Source organism: Aggregatilinea sp., assembly GCF_036822615.1.
Taxonomy (GTDB): Bacteria; Chloroflexota; Anaerolineae; order Aggregatilineales; family Aggregatilineaceae; genus Aggregatilinea.
In genome coordinates, this window is record NZ_DAISHJ010000103.1 from 1 (window position 1) to 19,138 (window position 19,138).

General features: G+C 63.9%; 12 protein-coding genes and 1 pseudogene. 6 read left to right on the top strand and 7 right to left on the bottom strand.

Going from position 1 to position 19,138, the window contains the following annotated elements; all coding sequences use genetic code 11:
• A pseudogene (locus tag V7116_RS20230) lies at positions 1–704 on the top strand (hypothetical protein); the annotation flags it as partial.
• A 57-nt stretch (positions 705–761) separates the two neighbouring features.
• Here the strand turns inward: V7116_RS20230 and V7116_RS20235 are convergent.
• A complete protein-coding gene (locus V7116_RS20235) occupies positions 762–1,001 on the bottom strand; it encodes a hypothetical protein (protein ID WP_324393787.1) in 240 nt (79 codons plus the stop codon).
• A gap of 330 nt (positions 1,002–1,331) precedes the next feature.
• On the opposite strand from V7116_RS20235, the gene V7116_RS20240 reads away from it, so the two are divergent.
• On the top strand, positions 1,332–3,101 hold the full coding sequence (locus tag V7116_RS20240; RefSeq protein ID WP_324393788.1) for an EamA family transporter: 1,770 nt from the start codon (positions 1,332–1,334) through the stop codon (positions 3,099–3,101).
• A 109-nt stretch (positions 3,102–3,210) separates the two neighbouring features.
• Positions 3,211–3,930 carry a TPR end-of-group domain-containing protein gene (locus tag V7116_RS20245; protein WP_324393789.1) on the top strand — a complete coding sequence of 240 codons (720 nt, stop codon included), beginning with the start codon at positions 3,211–3,213 and terminating at the stop codon, positions 3,928–3,930.
• A 176-nt stretch (positions 3,931–4,106) separates the two neighbouring features.
• On the opposite strand, the gene V7116_RS20250 is transcribed toward V7116_RS20245, so the two are convergent.
• Both V7116_RS20250 and V7116_RS20255 read right to left on the bottom strand, forming a co-directional pair.
• Entirely contained in the window at positions 4,107–4,883 is a 777-nt protein-coding gene (locus V7116_RS20250; RefSeq protein WP_324393790.1) for a class I SAM-dependent methyltransferase, read from the bottom strand.
• A 116-nt stretch (positions 4,884–4,999) separates the two neighbouring features.
• Positions 5,000–5,713, bottom strand: coding sequence for a Bax inhibitor-1/YccA family protein (locus V7116_RS20255; protein WP_324393791.1), 714 nt, complete (start codon positions 5,711–5,713; stop codon positions 5,000–5,002).
• 463 nt (positions 5,714–6,176) lie between these two features.
• On the opposite strand from V7116_RS20255, the gene V7116_RS20260 reads away from it, so the two are divergent.
• Complete coding sequence (locus V7116_RS20260) at positions 6,177–8,684, top strand: ATP-binding protein (RefSeq protein ID WP_324393792.1); 2,508 nt, start codon at positions 6,177–6,179, stop codon at positions 8,682–8,684.
• A 322-nt stretch (positions 8,685–9,006) separates the two neighbouring features.
• Here V7116_RS20260 and V7116_RS20265 read toward each other — a convergent pair whose 3' ends face one another.
• Complete coding sequence (locus tag V7116_RS20265; RefSeq protein ID WP_324393793.1) at positions 9,007–10,053, bottom strand: ROK family protein; 1,047 nt, start codon at positions 10,051–10,053, stop codon at positions 9,007–9,009.
• A gap of 298 nt (positions 10,054–10,351) precedes the next feature.
• Between V7116_RS20265 and V7116_RS20270 the strand changes: the two genes are divergently transcribed.
• Positions 10,352–11,449, top strand: coding sequence for a zinc ribbon domain-containing protein (locus V7116_RS20270; protein ID WP_324393794.1), 1,098 nt, complete (start codon positions 10,352–10,354; stop codon positions 11,447–11,449).
• A gap of 236 nt (positions 11,450–11,685) precedes the next feature.
• Here V7116_RS20270 and V7116_RS20275 read toward each other — a convergent pair whose 3' ends face one another.
• Complete coding sequence (locus V7116_RS20275; protein WP_324393795.1) at positions 11,686–12,174, bottom strand: CAP domain-containing protein; 489 nt, start codon at positions 12,172–12,174, stop codon at positions 11,686–11,688.
• Between the two features lie 383 nt (positions 12,175–12,557).
• Between V7116_RS20275 and uvrA the strand changes: the two genes are divergently transcribed.
• Positions 12,558–15,482 carry an excinuclease ABC subunit UvrA gene (gene uvrA / locus V7116_RS20280; protein ID WP_324393796.1) on the top strand — a complete coding sequence of 975 codons (2,925 nt, stop codon included), beginning with the start codon at positions 12,558–12,560 and terminating at the stop codon, positions 15,480–15,482.
• A gap of 98 nt (positions 15,483–15,580) precedes the next feature.
• Here the strand turns inward: uvrA and V7116_RS20285 are convergent, their stop codons facing one another.
• Positions 15,581–17,194, bottom strand: coding sequence for a calcineurin-like phosphoesterase family protein (locus V7116_RS20285; protein WP_324393797.1), 1,614 nt, complete (start codon positions 17,192–17,194; stop codon positions 15,581–15,583).
• A 461-nt stretch (positions 17,195–17,655) separates the two neighbouring features.
• Positions 17,656–18,909, bottom strand: coding sequence for a hypothetical protein (locus tag V7116_RS20290; RefSeq protein WP_324393798.1), 1,254 nt, complete (start codon positions 18,907–18,909; stop codon positions 17,656–17,658).
• Positions 18,910–19,138 lie beyond the last annotated feature (229 nt).

Below are 19,138 nucleotides of genomic sequence, written 5' to 3' on the forward strand. Positions count from 1 at the left end.
CGGTCGTCGTGGCGGAAGGGGAAACCGCGACCCCTACGCGCACATCTGCGACTACGGCGACGCCTGCCGCGCTGCCCGTGCTCGATCCCTCGCTGTCACCCGCCAGTGCAACGCCGCCGGTGACGGCGGACGGTTCGTGCAGCGCCGCGCCGCCGGAGCTGTATGCCGGGGCGGGCGGGCGGACGACGCTGCTGCCCGCCGAAGATACGCGCGTGCGCCAGACGCCCGGCCTGGACGCGGCATTGGTGCGCTCGATCCCGCCGGGGCAGACGTTCGGCGTGCTGGACGGCCCGGTATGCCAGGACGCGATCTGGTGGTACGAGATTCACGGCATCAGCAGCGCGGGCGAATGGGACGGGTGGATCGGCGGCGGCATGAACGGCGTGGCGTGGATCGAGCCGTTCGACGTGGGCGACGTGGACTGCCCCGGCGCGGCAGATCCCCGGCTGGCGCCCGGCCAGCAGGGGCGTGTGACGCTCGATCCGCCGCTGCCCAGCCGCATGCGCTCCGTGCCGAGCACGGAAGGCGGCGAGACGAACGTCGTGACGCGTTTGCAGCCGGGGAAGGTGTTCGACGTGATCAGCGGGCCGGTGTGCGGCACGACCGATCCGTGGCGCTGGTGGCAGATCGAGTACCAGGGGCAGCAGGGTTGGATCGCGGAAGGGCAGCCGGGCGATTACTGGCTGGAACCGGTCGCCTCGTGACGCACAAACGCCCGGCGGGTGTGCCGGGCGTCCCATCAGCGCGTGTGGTTTGCCGGGTCAGATCCGGCCCTGGTTGATTTCCTGATCGATGTTGCTCGTGCCGCTTTTGACGTAACTCTCCGTGCGCTTCGCGGTGCTCTTGGGCGTCTTGTTTTCGTCGTCCATGCCCCGATTGCCGCCGAAGTCGTCGCTAAGCGTCTTGCGCGTGACCAGCCTGTCTTCTTCGCGCGGGTCGTCGTTCTCAAAGATCGGTTCGCGCCGTGCTTTATCCTGTCCGGTTGAGGGGTTGTCAGGCATTATGTCCTCCAGGCCTCATATCGGTACATTGTGTTCCGATCAAACCACAGATCGCCGCCGGAGGCATGAGGCAGACGGTGGGTTTCGGACCGGGCCAGGTGGCCTGTTTGCGGGCGCTGGCTCTTGCCGGGCGGGCGCAGTCAGGCTATGATGAAGTCAATTCCGTCAACTGAAGGGTCGCTAGGGTTCCGCCGGACACGCGCCGGGCCTGGACCGAGCGCGACAGAACGCCGCACGGCGGCAGGCACCTTGAGGCACAAAATGCCAGAGGGGGTAGGTTGATGCGTTTCATCGCGTCTCTATCCTGTGAGGTGTGCCTGGAGGCTCCGCATGTCTGCTGAATCGCCCGTGTCTTCTTCTTCCCATCTGCGTGCCGTTCTGCAAGCCCTGTTCGTCACTTTCCTGTGGTCTACCTCGTGGGTTCTGATCAAGGTCGGGCTAGAAGACGTGCCCGCGCTGACCTTTGCCGGGCTGCGCTACGTGCTGGCGTTCCTGGCACTGCTGCCGGTGCTGCTGACGCGTCCCGGCGGGGCGCAGGCGGTGCGCGCGCTCACGCGGCGCGACTGGGCGTTGCTGCTGGTGCTGGGGCTGATCTTCTACAGCATCACGCAGGGGGCGCAGTTTTTGGCGCTGGAACGCCTCCCGGCCATCACCACCAGCCTGATGATCAGTTTTTCGGCGGGCATGGTGGCGCTGCTGGGCATCTTCACGCTGGGCGAGCGGCTGACGCGCTTGCAGTGGTACGGGCTGGCGCTGTATCTGGTGGGCGTGATCGTCTACTTCTACCCGATCGACATCCCCACGCGTGAGGTCGTCGGGCTGGGGATCGCGCTGGTGTGCGTGCTGGCGAATACGGTGTCGTCCGTGCTGGGGCGCGCCGTCAACCGCCGGGGCACGATCCCGCCGCTGGTGGTGACCGTCACCAGCATGGGCATCGGCGCGGTGGTGATGCTGGTCGCGGGGATCGCGGCGCAGGGTTTGCCCCCGCTCAGCCTGCAAACCTGGGTGATTATCGCGTGGCTGGCGGTGGTCAATACCGCGCTGGCGTTTACGCTGTGGAACCACACGCTGCGCACACTGTCGGCAGCGGAATCGAGCGTGATCAATAACGCGATGCTGATCGAGATCGCGGCGCTGGCATGGATCTTCCTCGGGGAGTCGCTCGACGCGCGCGAGATCGGCGGGCTGGCGCTGGCGGGCGTGGGCATGCTCGGCGTGCAGGTCCGGCAGGTGCGCCGCGTACGCCCCGCATCCGTTGCGCCGGAGACGGCTGCCGTTCGTGCCGATCCGCCCGCCGTGGAAGTGTGCGCAGGGCCTGATTTACCCTACAATGAGAGTCAGAAGCCGGTATTTTTTACCAGGAGCGATAGTTCTATGGCATCCAAAGAAAAAATCCTCGACCTGATCGAGCGCGGTTTTGCCCAGGAGGAAGCGTTCATCGCGGATCTGTCCGACGAGGATCGCGCTTTTATCGGGACGCTCGAAACGTGGTCCGCGAAAGACGTGATTGCCCACAACGCCGCCTGGAAGTCTCTCGTCGCCGATATCATCGCCAAGGCGCGCCACGGAAAGCCGCTGCCCGCCGAGGAAGAACTCGATCACCGCAACGCGAATTTTTACGACGCCAACAAAGACAAGACGTGGGATATGGTCATCGAGGATGCGGGCTACGCTAAAAACGAGCTGGCGGCCCAGACGCGCGCGCTGACCGAAGAGGAAATGAACGACCCGGCCTGGGCGGGCGCGACCAACAGCCGCCCGATCTGGCGGCGGATCGTGGGCAACGGCTATTCGCACCCGCTGTCGCACCTGGTCGATTATTACGCCAAACACGACCATCTCGACCGCGCCGCGCAGATCAGCCAGCAGGTCGCGGAGACGTTGATGCCGATCGATAACTCCGCCGACTGGCAGGGTACGCAGAAGTACAATCTGGCGTGCTATTATGCGCTGGCGGGCAGCACGGATCAGGCGCTCGCGCTGCTGAAGGAAGCGTTGACCCTGAACCCCGACCTGACCGAGTGGTCGAAGGAAGACGCCGATCTCGCCTCGCTGCGCGACGATCCGCGCTATCAGGCGCTGTACACCACCACCGCCTGACGATAGCAGCGTAACGCCCCTCATCCCCGGGCCGATCGCGCCCGGGGGTGAGGACTGCCGCATCCGGCGATTCCACCCCGACATCACCCTCACCAGGAGCGACACTCGTATGGCATCCCAGGCAACCATCCTCGACATGATCGACCGTGGCTACACGCACGAAGCCGCCTTTATCGCTGATCTCTCCGATCCGGAGCGCGCCGCCGCTGGCACGCTCGCAGAGTGGTCCGCGAAGGACGTGATCGCCCACAGCGCCGCATGGAAGTCGTTCCTGGCCGAGCGGATCGACAGGGTGCGCCGGGGCGATCCGCCGCTGCCCAGCGAGGATCTGGATCGCCGAAACGCCCAGTTTTACGAGGCCAGCCAGGACAAATCGTGGGAGGCGGTTCTCGCGGACGCCCACGCGGCCACGGACGCGCTGGCGGCTCAAACCCGCGCTCTGACCGACAAGGAGCTGAACGATCCGGCCTGGGCCGGGGCCACCGACAATCGCCCGATCTGGGATCGTATCGTGGACGAAGGCTACATTCACCCGCTGGATCACATCATCGAGTACTACCGCGCCCACGGCCAGCCGGAACGCGCCGATCAGCTTCACGAGGCGATGCTGCACGCGCTGCTCCAGGTGGATGACTCGCCGCTCTGGCAGGGCGCGCAAAAGTACAATCTGGCGTGCTTTCACGCGCTGGCAGGCGACGCGGATGAGGCGCTCGCGCTGCTGAAGGACGCGCTGCGCCTGGATCCCGCCCTGCGCGAGTGGTCCGAGGAAGACGCCGATCTCGACGCGCTGCGCGACGATCCGCGTTATCAGGCGCTGTATACGGCGTAAGGAGCGGTCAGCGGTTGGCGATTAGCCGTTAGCACAAAGGCCGCTCATCCCGGTTCCGTTTCATCAAATTGGTGAGAGGAATTGGGTGATATATGACGGAAAATTGCAGGGGCGGGATCAATCTTCCGCCCCTTTTTGGTGTGCGATCAATGGTTGGTTGGCGGGCGTAACCGGACTCAGGCGCGGCGACCGATCATCAGGAACTGGCGGATGACGAAGGACATCTCCCCGCCGGGCGGCAGATCGGGCTTCATCCACGCGGCGGCGGGCGGAGGCGCCTGGACCAGCATCGCTCGCAGGCGCTGGATGGTGGCCGGATCGCAGCCCATGCGCTCCGCCCAGGGCACGAGGTCGTGGCGCGTGTCGAAGTCCTCGTAGTGCTCGACGGTCAGATCCGCCCCGGTAAAAAAGCCCTTCCATTCGACCTTGCTGTAAGCCCAGTTGTGACTCGGATCGCGCAGCTTATCGACAGAATTGACGTAGCGCGCGGCCTTCGGCTCGCCGGGGGCGAGCTGGTCGATGACCGCGACGATCCCGCCGGGGCGCGTCACGCGGGCGGCTTCGCGCACGAACTGCGCCACGTCGGGGAAGTGATGCGGCGCGACGCGGCACGTCACCGCGTCGAACGTGCCCGCCGCGAAGGGCAGGTGCTCGGCATCGAGGCGCGCGTGCACGATCTGAGGCTGGCCGCTGGCGACGTGATTCTTGCGCGCGGCGAGCAGCATGGCGTGGGTGAGGTCGCTGGAAATGGTCCACGCGCCGCGCCGCGCGACGGCCAGCGCGGTATGCCCGCCGCCCGTCGCCACGTCGAGCACGCGCCAGCCCGGCTGCGGATCGAGCAGCTCGATCACGCGGTCGAGGCTGTAGCCGGAGGCGTGCGCCTGCGCAGTCACGTAGGCGTCGGCGTGGGCGGCGAACTGCCGTTGGGTCAGGGACTTGATATCGTCGGGCATGGCGGGCACTCCTGGTTACCTGTCAGCGGAATGGAAACGAGACACCTTCGGGCATTGAATCAAACAGGGCGCGCCACCCGGCACGCCCTGTCAAAAACCACGTTCGTGCTGCGGGTTTAGCGACGGCGGCCCACAATGCGAAGGATGAACAGGAACAGGTTCACGAAGTCCAGGTACAGGATCAGCGCGCCGAGGATCGACACGCGGCGCGTCAGCGTGGCGGTGTCACCTTCGGCAGACATCTGGTCGATCAGCACCACCTGATTCTTGATGCGCTGGGTATCGTAAGCGGTCAGGCCGGTGAAGATGATCACGCCCGCGTAGCTGACGATCCAGTACAGGGCGCTGCTCGCCAGGAAGATGTTGACGATGCTGGCGACGATCAGGCCGATAAGGGCCATGAACAGCAGCGATCCCATCTTCGACAGGTCCACCGTGGTCGTATAGCCCACGATGCTCATCGCGCCGAACATAGCGGCGGTGGCAAACAGGGCGACGTAGATGTCACTCAGCGCGAATGCGTAGAGGATCACCGACAGGGTCGCGCCGTTGAGCGCGGCGTAAATCAGAAACATGGTCGTCGCGCGCTGGGCGGGCATCCGCATGATGCGCGCGGAGAGATACCAGACCAATCCAAGCTCGGCAAACAGGAAGAGGATGTACGCCGGGTAAAGGGTCAGGGTCAGACCGGTCGCCGCGAACAGCACCGCGACGAGGGCGCTCGTGCCCAGGCCCGCCGTCATCCACATGTAGACACCCTTCATGACCTCGTTGACGTTGACACGAGGGGTGCTTGCTGCCACTGTTACAGGGGGACGATAAATATCCATCTCAGGCTCCTGGTCCACGAAGTTCCGCACGTTTACACGTTACGATAAACGAACAAGTTGATTATACCGCAGGAATGGCGCGCCGGAGTTAACTTTACGCGTTTCATATAAAACTCGTACGGGGATGGCGCAGATGGCGTTTTTGCGCTCGAACTGTTCAAAAGTAATGAAACTTTTGTTAAATCCTGCAACGATTTACCCCTTCAGGGAACACACTTATTTCTCCTAAGACGGGGGGTATGTTATGATCGGGTTGTGGGGCATGACTATAGTCCTGTTCCTGCGATCTTCCATATGTGGATGTTTCGCACTGTCTGCGCGCGGTACCGAATCAGGCACAAAACGGGGGGTGGCGCACCTTACTGGCACGCACCGCACTCAGCCAACCCAAGATCCTCCGGGCGCGTCGCAGTGCTGCGACTCTTGAGCGATGGTTTTTTTCTGAACGGATCGGTCGTTTTTGATGCGTGAGCCACTCACCATCCTTTGGCTTGGCGGCGACTGCGCACTTCTGGACGCAGCGTGGCAGCAGTTCGACGTTGTCAACATCCGCACAAGCAGTCTTCTGCCACACGTCCTCAACGGGCAGGTGGCCGCCTGCGTCGTGGACTGTGAATGGATGGGGGAGAGCAGCGAGGCGCTGCTGGCACGCGTTCGAGAAATTCGCCCCGACACGGCTCTGATCGCGCTGACGACCGGCGCGACCAACGGCAAAGATTTGCAGGCGGACGCGGTGCTGTCGCGCAGCGCGCCGCCGGACGAGCTGCTGCACCTGCTGACGTATCTCCAGCCGCTCGAACAAGAAAGCGCCCCTCAAAACGAAATGTCCACGCCCGCCCGCGTCGAGGTGCTCGAAAAACGGCTCGCGCACCTGGAAGGGCTGCTGCAATCCGCGCTCAATGTGCCCGGCTCGATCCGCGAATCGAATATTCTGGCCGACCTGCGTCACGTGGCGCGGGTGGCGGTCGATGCCGATAACATCGCCGTGCTGCTGGTGGATCCCAGTTACAGCGACGTCAGCGACGCGCTGCACCTGGGCGTCTCCAAAGCCTACGTGGCGACCTGTCAGGAAACGTTCCAATCGCTGTCGCCTGAGCAGCGCATGGTGTATCTGGGCGACGAGGTGATGCTGCGGACCGTGGGCACGGATACGCCAGCCAGCGCGCAGCGACGTGAGGCTGAGTCGATGGGCGCGCGCTCGTACATGCGGCTGCCGCTGATCATCGACAATCACATCATCGGGTTCGTGGGCCTGTTTTCCGAGACGCCGGGACGGTTCGACGGCGGTCATTTACAGTTGGGCCGCCTGTTCGCGGCGCAGGTGGCGACCGCCGTGCGTAATCTGCGGTTGTCCGTGCGGCTCAACCGCGCCGAACAGCGCCAGCGTGCCGTCGGAGAGGTGGCGCGCCTGATCGCGGAAGATCTGACCGTGGACCGGCTGCTGAACCGCATCGTGGACGAGGCGGTGCGGCTGGTCGGCGGCAACGTCGGCTCGGTGACGCTGGTGCAGCCGGATCGCAGCCTGATCGTCAGCGCGGCCAACCCGCCCGACCTGATCCCGGTGGGGTTCCGCTTCGAGCCGGGGCAGGGTATGGCGGGCATGATCGTGCTGTCGCGGCAGCCGATGGTGGTTGCCGATTACAAGCAGTGGGAAAACGCTGTGCCCGAGCTGGCGCAGCCCATGCCGCCGGGCGCGACCCTGTTCGGCGTGCCGCTGACCTACCGCGATCGCGTGCTGGGCGTGCTTCAGGTGGCGGCGATGAACATGCCGCCGGAAGACGTGGCGGAGGCGCGGGAAACGCTGCTGATGCTGGCTCCGCAGGCCGCGATTGCGATCAGCAAGGCGCAGCTTCACGAGACGGTCCGGCAGGAGCGCCAGCAGCTTCGCGCGATCCTCGATCACACCGCCGCCGGAGTGATGGTGTGCGATGCCGAAGGGCGCGTGCAGCTCGTCAACCCAGAAGCGCGGCGCATCCTGAGCCGGTTGGGGCTGGAATACGAAGCTATTCACGACCGGCGCGTGGTCGATTTGCTGCGCGAGGTGGCCCCCGACCAGGACATTCAGGCCCTCAGCGCCCCGATCATCGAATTGGACCTGGGCGTGGCGGGCGAATATTTGCTGCACATCGCGCCGATTGCCACGCCGACGGGAGAGATCGAGCGTTACGTGGCGGTGGCGCAGGATATTTCGCAGCTTCGCCGCCTGGACCGCATGAAGTCCGACCTGATCCACATCCTCTCGCACGATTTGCGCAATCCGCTGGGGCTGGCGCGCGGCTCGATCGATCTGCTGGACGAGCCGGATCTCGACGCGAGCCAGCGCGAGCAGTTGATGGGCATGATCGTCAACAGCCTGGAGCGCATGGAGCAGTTGATTCAGGACGTGTCCGACCTGGAAATGGCCGAATCGCTGGGGCACGAAACGGCGCAGCCGTACCAACTGCCCGCGATGGTGCAGCGGATGGTGCTGCGCAATCTGCCCAAGGCCGAACGCCAGGGTTTGACGCTGACGTATCACGAGGCCCGCGTGCCGCCGCATACTCTGACCGGACACGCGATTCTGGTAGGGCAGGCGGTGGATAACCTCATCAGCAACGCGATCAAGTACACGCCGTACGGCTCCATCGACGTGACGCTGACGGTGGAGGGCGATTACGCGGTGGTTTACGTGAAGGATACCGGCGTCGGTATTCCTGAAGACAGCCTGCAGTACGTCTTCGACCAGTTTTACCGCGTGCACGACGAGCGCACGCGCAACATCCCCGGCACCGGGCTGGGGCTGAGCCTCGTGCAGACCATCGCGCGGACGCACGGCGGTTGGGTTACGGTGCGCAGCCAGCTCGACGTGGGCAGCGAGTTCAGCTTCGCGCTGCCGATCGCGGAGCGCCAGCAGAAGGCGTCTCCGGCCAATGCCGTGAAGCGCCTCGATCTGTCGGGATTGGTCAAACCGCAGGCGGGAACCGGCGATTAGGGGAGCGGGATTGGGACGACGCCCGCGCGCCACCCGGCGCAGATCGCATCCCCAGGCAGGACAACGCGGTTGGTATAAGACGTAGGGGCAGTTCACGAACTACCCCTACGATGTTTTTTAGACGGCAGAACAGCGTACGTTGCGAATCCCATCCCCCGGTCACTTCCGGATGCTTGCGTGGGGGAAGGGGAAAAGAATAGGGCGGGTTGCAAACCCGCCCCTACAAAACCCCGTTGGTTACGGCCCGGTCCCCTGATCGCCCACATCGCAAGATGCGCCGCAGAGATATTCGGCCAGGGACCATAAACGGGCGGCGCGCGATTTACTGCGCCGCTTCGGACAGGCTGGCGCGGGCGAGCATCGCCGCACCCAGCAGCACCGCGTTGTCGCCCAGGGCCGCCGGAAGAACCGGGAGCTTGTCGGGGTCCACCGGGCGGATCAGGAAGCGGTACATGGTATCGCTGATGATCGGCAGCAAATAGTCCCCGCACGCTTCGATCAGACCGCCGCCGTAGATGATACATTCGGGATCGAGCGCGTTGACCAGACTCGCCGTGAACACGCCCAGGTGGTAGGCGGCGCGTTCGAGGATGTCCGTCACGAGGCTGTCGTGCTCGTCGAGCGCCGCCTTCAGCACGCCGCTGGTGATCTGCCCGGTCGTGCTGAGATCGACCATCTTTTCGATCACCGTGCTGCGACCCGCGTGGATTTCCCCGATCAGGTCGCGTTCGATGGCGGTGCGGCTCGCCAGCGCTTCGATGCAGCCGCGCCTGCCGCACCCGCAGAGCGGGCCATCGATCATCACGACCATGTGGCCGACTTCGGCTCCGGCGTTGTGCGCGCCGCGCAGCAGCCGCCCGTCGATGATGATGCCGCCGCCGATGCCCGTGCCGGGGAAGATGCCCAGCACCGAGCGGTAACCACGCGCCGCCCCGACCGCCGTTTCGCCGTACGTCCCGGCGTTGACGTCGTTTTCCACGAACACGGGCACGCCCAACAGGTTATGCAGGCGCGGACCCAGCGCGACGTTGACCCAGTTGGCGAGATTGGGCGCGAACTCGATCACGCCAGCGCTGTAATCGGCTACGCCCGGCGCGCCGATGCCTACGGCCCAGATCTGGCTCATCTCCAGGTGCGCGTCGGCCACCGCGTCCCGCGCGGTTTTGGCGATGCGGTCGATCACCTCGTCCACGCCGCGCTCAGCGTGCGTTTTACGCTTGGCGCTGCCAATAATCCGACCTTCATGATCGACCACGGCGGCCAGAATTTTCGTGCCGCCCAGGTCGATGCCGAGCATAAACGCGGGCCGGACCCATTCTTGTTGTTCGGATGATTGTGGGGCGTCTTTTTTCTTAGATTTTTTAGCCACGCAAAGGTGCTCCTCTCCAGCCAAAAAGGGGAGTTGGTGTCTCTTTCTGGTAACTCCATGATAAACACAAGCGCGAATAGATGCCAGTCTCAGGCAAGTTCCCAGTGTGTAAGCTGTTAATGGTATGCTTAAAGCGAGGCGGCGCGGAGTGGTTGCGGGGCGTCCAAAGGGCGTGTATGCTAGCCATCAACGGAACATAAAACGACCCCAAACCAGGGCCGGGACCGAAGGCGCGCGGGTCGCCTTTCGCCACGCTCCGATTTTTATCTGGCATCAGGTTTCATAACGAGGGATAGACATGTCGCAAGCAAATAACGAGGGGGCGGCATCGGACGGGCGGCGCGGCGCTGGCTCGTACCAGATGCTGTGGGACTGCCGGTTTTGCGGGACGGCAAAACTGCTGGGCGTGACGCACCGGCACTGCCCGAACTGCGGCGCAGCGCAAGATCCTGCCTGGCGCTATTTCCCGGCGGAAGAAGATATGGTGGCGCTGGCCGATCACAAATACGTCGGGGCGGACGTGACGTGCCCCGCGTGCGGCCAGCCGAACAGCGCGGCGAGCAAGTTTTGCGGCGAGTGCGGTGCGGATCTGGCGACCGGGCAGGCGGTGCAAACGCAGGGCGCGCGCGACCTGGGCCGGGGCGCTGCGACGGCGGATACGCGCCGGGACGTGGTCAAGGATCAGTTCGACGCGGAAATGAAACGCGCCGGGGTGACGAAAGACGCCCCCGGTTTTTTGAGCACGACCAAAGGCCGCGTGATCCTGGCGGCGGTCATCGGCGTGCTGATCCTGGTGTGCGCCGGGATCATCTACGCGGTGACGTACAGCAAGGCCGTGACGGGCGAAGTCGAGCAGATGACATGGGAGCGCTCCGTCGATTTGCAGGTGTACCGGCAGGTCAATAACGAAGACTGGGAAGACGACGTGCCGGGCGACGCGTACGGGATCGACTGCGAGCGTAAACAGCACGGCACGAAGAAGGTCGAAGACGGCTCGCACGAGGAATGCAAGGACGTGGACAAGGGCGACGGCAGCTTCGAGCGGCAGTGCACGACCGTGACCGATTACCGCGACGAGCCAGTGTACGACCAGTACTGCGAGTACACGGTGGACCGCTGGCTGCCGGGACGCAGCGTTTCCGCGAACGGGGAGGGCGAGCAGCCTGCGCCCGAATGGCCCGCCTTCTCGCTGGCGGGCGGCACGTATGGCAAGGAGCGCGAGTCCGAGCGGCACGAGACGTACAGCGTGATCGTCAAGGACAGCGAGGGTGACACGCATACGTGCGAGTTCAACGACGAAGCGACCTGGGCGCAGTACAGCGTCGGCGCGAAGGTCGATCTGAAGGTGGGCATCGGCGGCACCGCGGACTGCGATACGCTGGCGCTGGCGGGGTAGAACGCGACACCTCACCCCTAAGTCCACCCTCAGATCAAGCGTTTTGGCCGTTTGATTCGCATATATAAAAAGGCGGGCGGGTTAGAAACCCGCCCCTACAGAACCCCGTCCGGCGCTGCCTGCCTCCGTTCGCCAAGTCGATTGGGGCAGGGGGTGAGGTGATGTGACCCGGCGGAATTAAAAACGGGGACGGACCGCGCGGCCCATCCCCGTTAGATCTTGCCCCCCAGACGCCTTTACATCGGCGCGGCCATCACCAGCACGTAGTACACCTTGCCGGAGGCCGACTGCCCATAGGCGATCCCCGCGTCCACGTAGGCCGCGTTCAGCATGGCGGCCCGGTGCGAGGGACTGTCTACCCACTGCCCGACCGCGCCATCAACACTATAGTCAAAACGATAGAGTGCGTTTTCGCCTGCTGCGCGCCAGGAATATCCGGCGTCGCTGATCCGCTGCCCGGGGTTGGAGCCGTCCGAGCCGGTGTGACCCAGAAAGTCATTGCTGGTCATGTCGTTGATTTGCCGCTGCGCCGCCGCATTCAGGGCGTCGTTGAGCGTGAGAGCGCCCAGGCCAGCTTCGGCCCGGACCTGATTAACCTTGGCGAGCACGTCCAGTACATGCTGATCGTCGCTTTGCGCGGCGGCGCGGTGGGCCGGTGCGAGCTGCACGGCGGACAGCGCCACGACAAGAATGAGCAGGACCTGCACGATACGGTTACGACACATACGCATATTCCTCCTAAAAATGTAAAGACAGTGTAAAAGGCTGTAAACGGCTGGTCAATGAGACAGATTCCCTATATGCCCGTCTTGACAGGGCTTCAAAAGCGGGGTACGGCGGCGCATTTGAGCGGAGATCGATCAAAGACAATGGGAATCGTGACGTAACATCAACAAGTCGTTAATAACGTTGCTGAGGGGCGCCCAGTTTGTTAGACTCTCGGATCGCGCAGGGGCCCGGATGAGGCGTCCTGAAGCATTGACAGGGGCAGGGCCAAGCAGTACACTACAGAACAGGCGTTCATGATACATCTGTTCGATCTCATTCTGCTGCCACGCCATCTCCTTACACCTGCGCTCACCCACAGAGCTATACGAGGTTGACCTGTATGTCACAAAACCAGATCGTCGTGCGCGGCGCGCGTGAGCATAATTTGAAGAACATCGACGTTACCATCCCGCGCGACAAGCTCGTGGTGATTACCGGGCTGAGCGGGAGCGGCAAAAGCTCGCTGGCATTCGACACGATCTTCGCGGAGGGCCAGCGCCGCTACGTCGAGTCGCTGTCGGCTTACGCACGCCAGTTCCTCGGCCAGATGGACAAGCCCGACGTGGATCAAATTGAGGGCCTGTCGCCGTCGATCTCCATCGACCAGAAGAGCGTGAGCAACAACCCGCGCTCGACGGTCGGCACGGTCACCGAGATTTACGACTACATGCGCCTGCTCTACGCGCGCATCGGCATCCCACACTGCCCGGTGTGCGGCGAGGAAGTGGTCGCGCAGTCGCCGCAGCAGATCGTGGACACGATCGAGCATTGGGCGGACGGCACGCGCATCCAGGTGCTCGCGCCCGTCATCAAGGATCGCAAGGGGCGTCACGAGCGCGTGCTGGACGATATCCGCAAGGCGGGCTTCGTGCGTGCGCGCATCAACGGCGAGGTCTACGACCTGTCGGAAGAGATCGAGCTGGAACGCTACAAGATGCACACGATCGAGGTGGTGGTGGACCGGCTGGTTATTCGCCAGTTCGACGATCCCGATGGCGACGAAGCCAACGCCGCGCGCAGCCGCCTGACCGACTCGGTCGAGACGGCGATGGAAATGGGCGACGGCGTGGTGGTGGTCAACGACCTCACCGACCGCGAGAACCCGGTCGATCACCTGTTCAGCGAGCATCTCGCGTGCGTGCACGGCCACATCAGTCTGCCGGAGATCGAGCCGCGCACGTTTTCGTTCAACAGTCCGCACGGCGCGTGCCCGGTCTGCCAGGGGTTAGGCGTCAAGCGCGAGTTCGACCCGGACCTGATGGTCCCGAACCGGATGCTGAGCGTGGAGCAGGGCGCGCTGGCCCCGTGGAACACGTCCAGCAACGACAGTTGGACGCGCACGATGCTGCTGGCCGCGTGCCACCATTACGGCATCCCGTCGGACGTGCCGTGGGAAGACCTGAAACCGGAACACCAGAAGATCCTGCTGTACGGCGGCAAGGGTAAAGTGCGCGTACAGCACCAGCGCAACGACGGCAGCCGGTTCAGCTACGATACGCCGTTCGAGGGCGTGCTGACCAACACGGCGCGCCGCTACCAGGAAACGACCTCCGACTACATGCGCGCCAAGTACGAGGAGTTCATGAGCGAGCGCCCGTGCGAGGCGTGCGGCGGCAACCGTCTGCGCCCCGAAGCGCTGGCCGTGACGGTCGCGGGGCGGCCCATCAACGAAGTGACCGCCATGCCGATCAAGGGGCTGCTGCGCTGGGTGCAGAGCCTGCGCGGGACCGGGCCGAGCGTCAACGGCCACCCGCGCCTGTCGGAGCGGGATCAGACGATCGGACACCAGATCCTTAAAGAGATCGAGGCGCGCGCGCAGTTCATGGTCAACGTGGGGCTGGACTACCTCTCGTTGGGCCGCACCGCCGGGACGCTCTCCGGCGGTGAAGCGCAGCGTATCCGGCTGGCGACGCAGATCGGCAGCCAGCTCACGGGCGTGCTGTACGTGCTGGACGAGCCGAGCATCGGCCTGCACCAGCGCGACAACGCCCGGCTGATCGAGGCGCTGATCAACATGCGCGACCTGGGCAATACGCTGCTGGTGGTCGAGCACGACCACGAGACGATGCTCTCCGCCGACTGGATCGTGGACCTGGGTCCCGGTGCGGGCGAGCACGGCGGGCAGGTGATCGCGCAGGGCACGCCCAAGCAGATCATGGCCGATCCCAACAGCATCACGGGGGCGTACCTGTCGGGACGCAAGTGCATCCCCACGCCGCCGCAGCGCCGCGCCGGTAACGGCAAAGCGATCGTCGTGCACGGCGCGCGCGAGAACAACCTGAAGGACATCGACGTCAGCGTGCCGCTGGGCAAGCTGATCGTGATCACGGGCGTCAGCGGGTCGGGCAAGTCCACGCTGATGATCGAAGTGCTCTATAAGAAGCTGGCGCAGGTGGTGTGGGGCGCGAAAGATCGCCCCGGCCAGCACGACAGCATCGAAGGGCTGGAAAACATCGACAAGGTGATTCACATCGACCAGTCCCCGATTGGCCGCACGCCGCGCAGCAATCCAGGCACGTATACCAAGATGTTCGACGCGATCCGCACGCTGTTCGCGGAACTGCCGGAGAGCAAGATTCGCGGGTACACGCCGGGCCGCTTCAGTTTCAACGTGAAGGGCGGGCGCTGCGAGAACTGCCAGGGCGAGGGCCAGCTGCGGATCGAGATGCAGTTCCTGCCCGATATTTACGTCCCGTGCGAGGTGTGCCACGGCGCGCGTTATAACCACGAGACGCTGCAGGTGAAGTACAAGGGCAAGAGCATCGCGGACGTGTTGGACATGACGGTCAGCGAAGGGCTGGAGTTCTTCACCAACATCCCGGCGATCCGGCCCAAGCTGGAGACGCTGGCGGCGGTCGGCCTGGGGTATATCCGTATCGGCCAGCCCGCGCCGACGCTGTCCGGTGGTGAGGCGCAGCGCGTCAAGCTGAGCCGCGAGCTGTCGAAGCGCGCGACCGGCCAGACGATCTACGTGCTGGACGAACCCTCGACCGGCCTGCACACCGCCGACGTCGCGCGGCTGATCAGCGTGCTGCAAGAACTGGTGGACAAGGGCAACACGGTGCTGATCATCGAGCACAACCCGGACATCATCAAGGTGGCCGACCACATCATCGACCTGGGGCCGGAGGGCGGCGAAGAGGGCGGTTACCTCGTCGCGGAGGGCACGCCGGAAGAGGTCGCGCAGGTCCCGGAAAGCTTCACCGGACGCTTCCTGGCCGAGTATATGGAGTTCACCGGCTGCGGCGATACGGAGCTGGTGTAAGGGGTTATATACACTACATACACACAACATGCGGGGCCGGAATTCCGGCCCCGCATGTTTATCCTCTCATGCCGACGTCCCCTGCGGCACGAGTGGGCTTATTCGGTCGCCCAAACCTCGAACACTTTCACGCCTTCGAACGTCTGGCCGTACATGTCCGTCGTCGTCACGGTGATGGTGTGCGCGCCGGGAGTCAGGTCCGTGGACAGCGGAGCGGTCCAGATGTGCGTCGAAGACACCGGGTAGAGCCAGTCTTCCAGGGATGCGGTTTGCGCCATGACGTACGGATCGGTCACGTTGTTGTCTTTGGTCATCGGCACAGCCGGGCCATCGTCGATGCGATAGTCCACCGCCGATTCACGCGATCCGCTGAAGATATTGGCGACCAACGTGGTGCTGCTCAGTTCGCCGGGAGTAACCACGTCCTGCGGCGTATTCGCGCCCAGGCGGCTGTCGAATGACAGGATCATGTTGTCGGAAACCGGGCTGCCGGCGGGGATGTACTGCTCGCTGAACTGGTTGCCTTCGAAGTGGAAGATCATGTAGCCATTCGGGGCGGCGTCGCGCTGGTAGCTGGCCGGAATACCGCGTTCGTCCTTGTCGCCGGACCACCACGACCCACAGGCCGCGCCAACGATAATCTGCTGGATGGGCATCGCTTCGCCCCAGCCCTCGACTTCTTCACCGGGCATGAAACGTTCCAGGGTATGTGTGTGCCCGGCGAGCGCGATGGCCGGACGGCCTTCGAGCAGCGCGAACATCTGGTCGCGGTCCGCGAGGGCGTGCTGGGCGGAGGCGCGGTCCTGCCACGAGGCCAGCGGGATGTGCATATTGAGCACGATCAGCGCATCCTGCGGTACGAGCGCGAGATCGTTCGCCAGCCATTCAAGCTGCTGTTCGCCCAGTTCGCCGTGATACGCCGAGCCGTCCCACATCACATCATCGAGAATTACGAAGTGCACCTGGCCGTAGTTGAAGGAATAGTAGGTCGGGCCAAAGAAACGCTTGAACGTTTCGTACTGGTACTGCTCGTTGGGCGAATCGTAGTTCGTGTCGTGGTTGCCGGGCACAAAGTACATCGGCAGGCCGATGGCGCTCATCACACTCAGATAACGGTCGTAGAGCGAGAGGTTGTCGTTGACATTGTCGCCCATCATCAGGGCCAGTTCCGCACCGGTATCGGTCAGTTCAGACACGATGTCGTCACGCAGGTAGCTCACTTCGTCGCCGTTGGTAACCTGCGTGTCGCCCACCATCAGCGCGTCGAAGGTATCCAGCTCATCGACCTTCACTAGCGCGAAATCAACCGACGCGGGCAGTTCGCCTGTCGGCGCGACTCCGTCATATTCCGCGATAAACTCGGGCGAGCCGTTCGGCTCGTACACATAGGAGAACCGGGGCAGGTTGTTTTCATCGAGCGGGAAAGCATAGCCCGACGGCTTGACGGCAAACACGACCATCCCATCATACAGCGGCAGCGTATATGCGCCGCCCGCGCCCGTTTGCACGACCTCGCGGCCATTGGAAACCGCGACCCCCGCGATCCCCTGCTCGTCCGTGTCGTACGCGCCGTTCTGGTTCAGATCCTCGAAGACAATGCCGCTGAATTCGGCAGCAGTCTGCGCCTGGGTGTGCATGGCAGGCAGTCCGCTGGCCAGCAGCGCTAACCCTGCAAATGCACCGAACCATCTGGCTAAGCGTTGCTGTTTCATATACTGTGCTCCTCCTCAGGAACATGTATGCTCCATCCGCGCATGGCGGAGCAAAACCCACACGTCCAGGGTAGAGGGCGAGCGTTAAGCCCATGTGATCCGAGTGTAAAGAGGTTTCAAATGGCACTTGAAGAACTGGGAAGATGGTTTTAACCCCGATTTGGATCTGCGCACCAACGAACTAAGGTACGCCTAACCGGATGCGCCCCTGTACGAATCGTAATGGCGGCACGTTGAGACAGACGGGTAAAGGGCGATGGCACTCACACGATCTCTGTCGGTCACGCTTTCGGAAGACGTGTTCAAGCGCATTCGCGAGATCGCAGAACGCAGCGATAGCTCGATGGAAGCCGTCGCCCGCGACGGTCTGGAAGTTATGCACTGGCATCCACCACACAAAATAAACGAGGCGCATCCGGTTGGGTGCGCCTCGTGTTTAGTCTGTGCCTGGAAACGAGCGTTTACCGTTCGTCGTCTTCAGGGTCGTGCCGCTCGGCGCGGCGCTGGCGAATCAACTCGCGCAGGGTGAGGTCGGGATCGGCCTCGCGCACGGCGCGCAGCTCGTCCAGATCGACGCCCAGCGCCATGAGGTCCACCAACTGGTCGGCGTTCACGATGTCGGCAAAGTCCAGGTCGCGCAGCTCGCGGTGCAGGCGCTCCATCTGGCGCTCGAAGTCGCGCCGCTCCGTCCGGCGGAGCTGGATCAACTCCTCGACGGTGACGTTGGGGCGGCCCGACTCGCGCACGTCCTCGACGTAGCGCTCGTCCACGTTGTACGCCCACAGCTCGATGAGCTGGCGCAGCGGCAGTACATCGAAGCCGATGCGCTTGACTTCATCCACGAACGCCGGGTCGAAGTCCTGGTGATACATGGCCGCGATGTCTTTGGCCCGCAGTCCGGTATAGCCGCGTTCGGCCATTTCGCGCGTGAGGCGGGCCACAGACTCAGCCGGGATGTTCTGCACGCCCAACTGCGTGATCTCGCGTAGATCCATTTCCGGCAGGGCTTCGCGTATCGTGGCGGCGTAGTCGGGATCGAGGCCGTGCACGCCGTACTTGGTGATCTCGCGGGCACTGATGGCCGGGAACGCCGTGCGCAGCGCCGCAACGTATTCTGGCTCGATGCCGTGGATGCCGAATTCCACGATCTCTTTCGTGGACATTTCGGGCAGATTGGTGTGCAGCGCCGCGACGTATTCCGGCTCGATGCCGTGGATGCCGAACTCTACGATCTCTTTCGCGCTCATCGACGGAAAGATGTTCCGCAGGCCCGCGACGCTTTCCGGCTCGATGCCGTGAATACCAAGCTCCACGATCTCGCGTGGGGAGAGGTTCGGGAAGTACTCGCGCATGGCGATCACGTAGTCCGGCTCGATGCCGTGGATACCAAATTCTACGATCTGGCGGGTGGTGATGTCGGGCAGGGCGGCGCGAAGCTGGCTGACGTCGTGCGCCTCGATGCCGTGGATGCCGAACTCAACGAGCTGCTTGACGGTGACGTCGGGGAAGACCTCGCGGACCTCGGCCACGTATTCGGGGTCGATGTTGTGGATCGCCAGCTCGCGGATGTCCTTGACGCGCACGTCGGGGAAGACCTCGCGGATGCGCCCCGCGAACTCCGGATCGACGCCGTGATTGCGCAGCTCGACCAAATCCTTCACGCGCAGATCGGTTATGCCCGCTTCACGCAGCGCGGTGATGTACTCGGCGGTCACGCCATGATTGCGCAGATCGGCCAGCTCGCGCGGGCCGAGGCGCTCGTAGCCGAACTCGCGCAGCGCGTCGGACAGGTCGCTGGTCAGGATGTCCCAGCCCGGCCCGAACTCGCGGCGGCGTCCCCGGCGGCACGGTCACCTTCTCGGCACTGCCGGCGCTGCGCAGCCTGCCCTATCGCGTGGTGTGCGTGATCGGTCTCGACCAGGGCGCCTTTCCGGGCAGTGACCG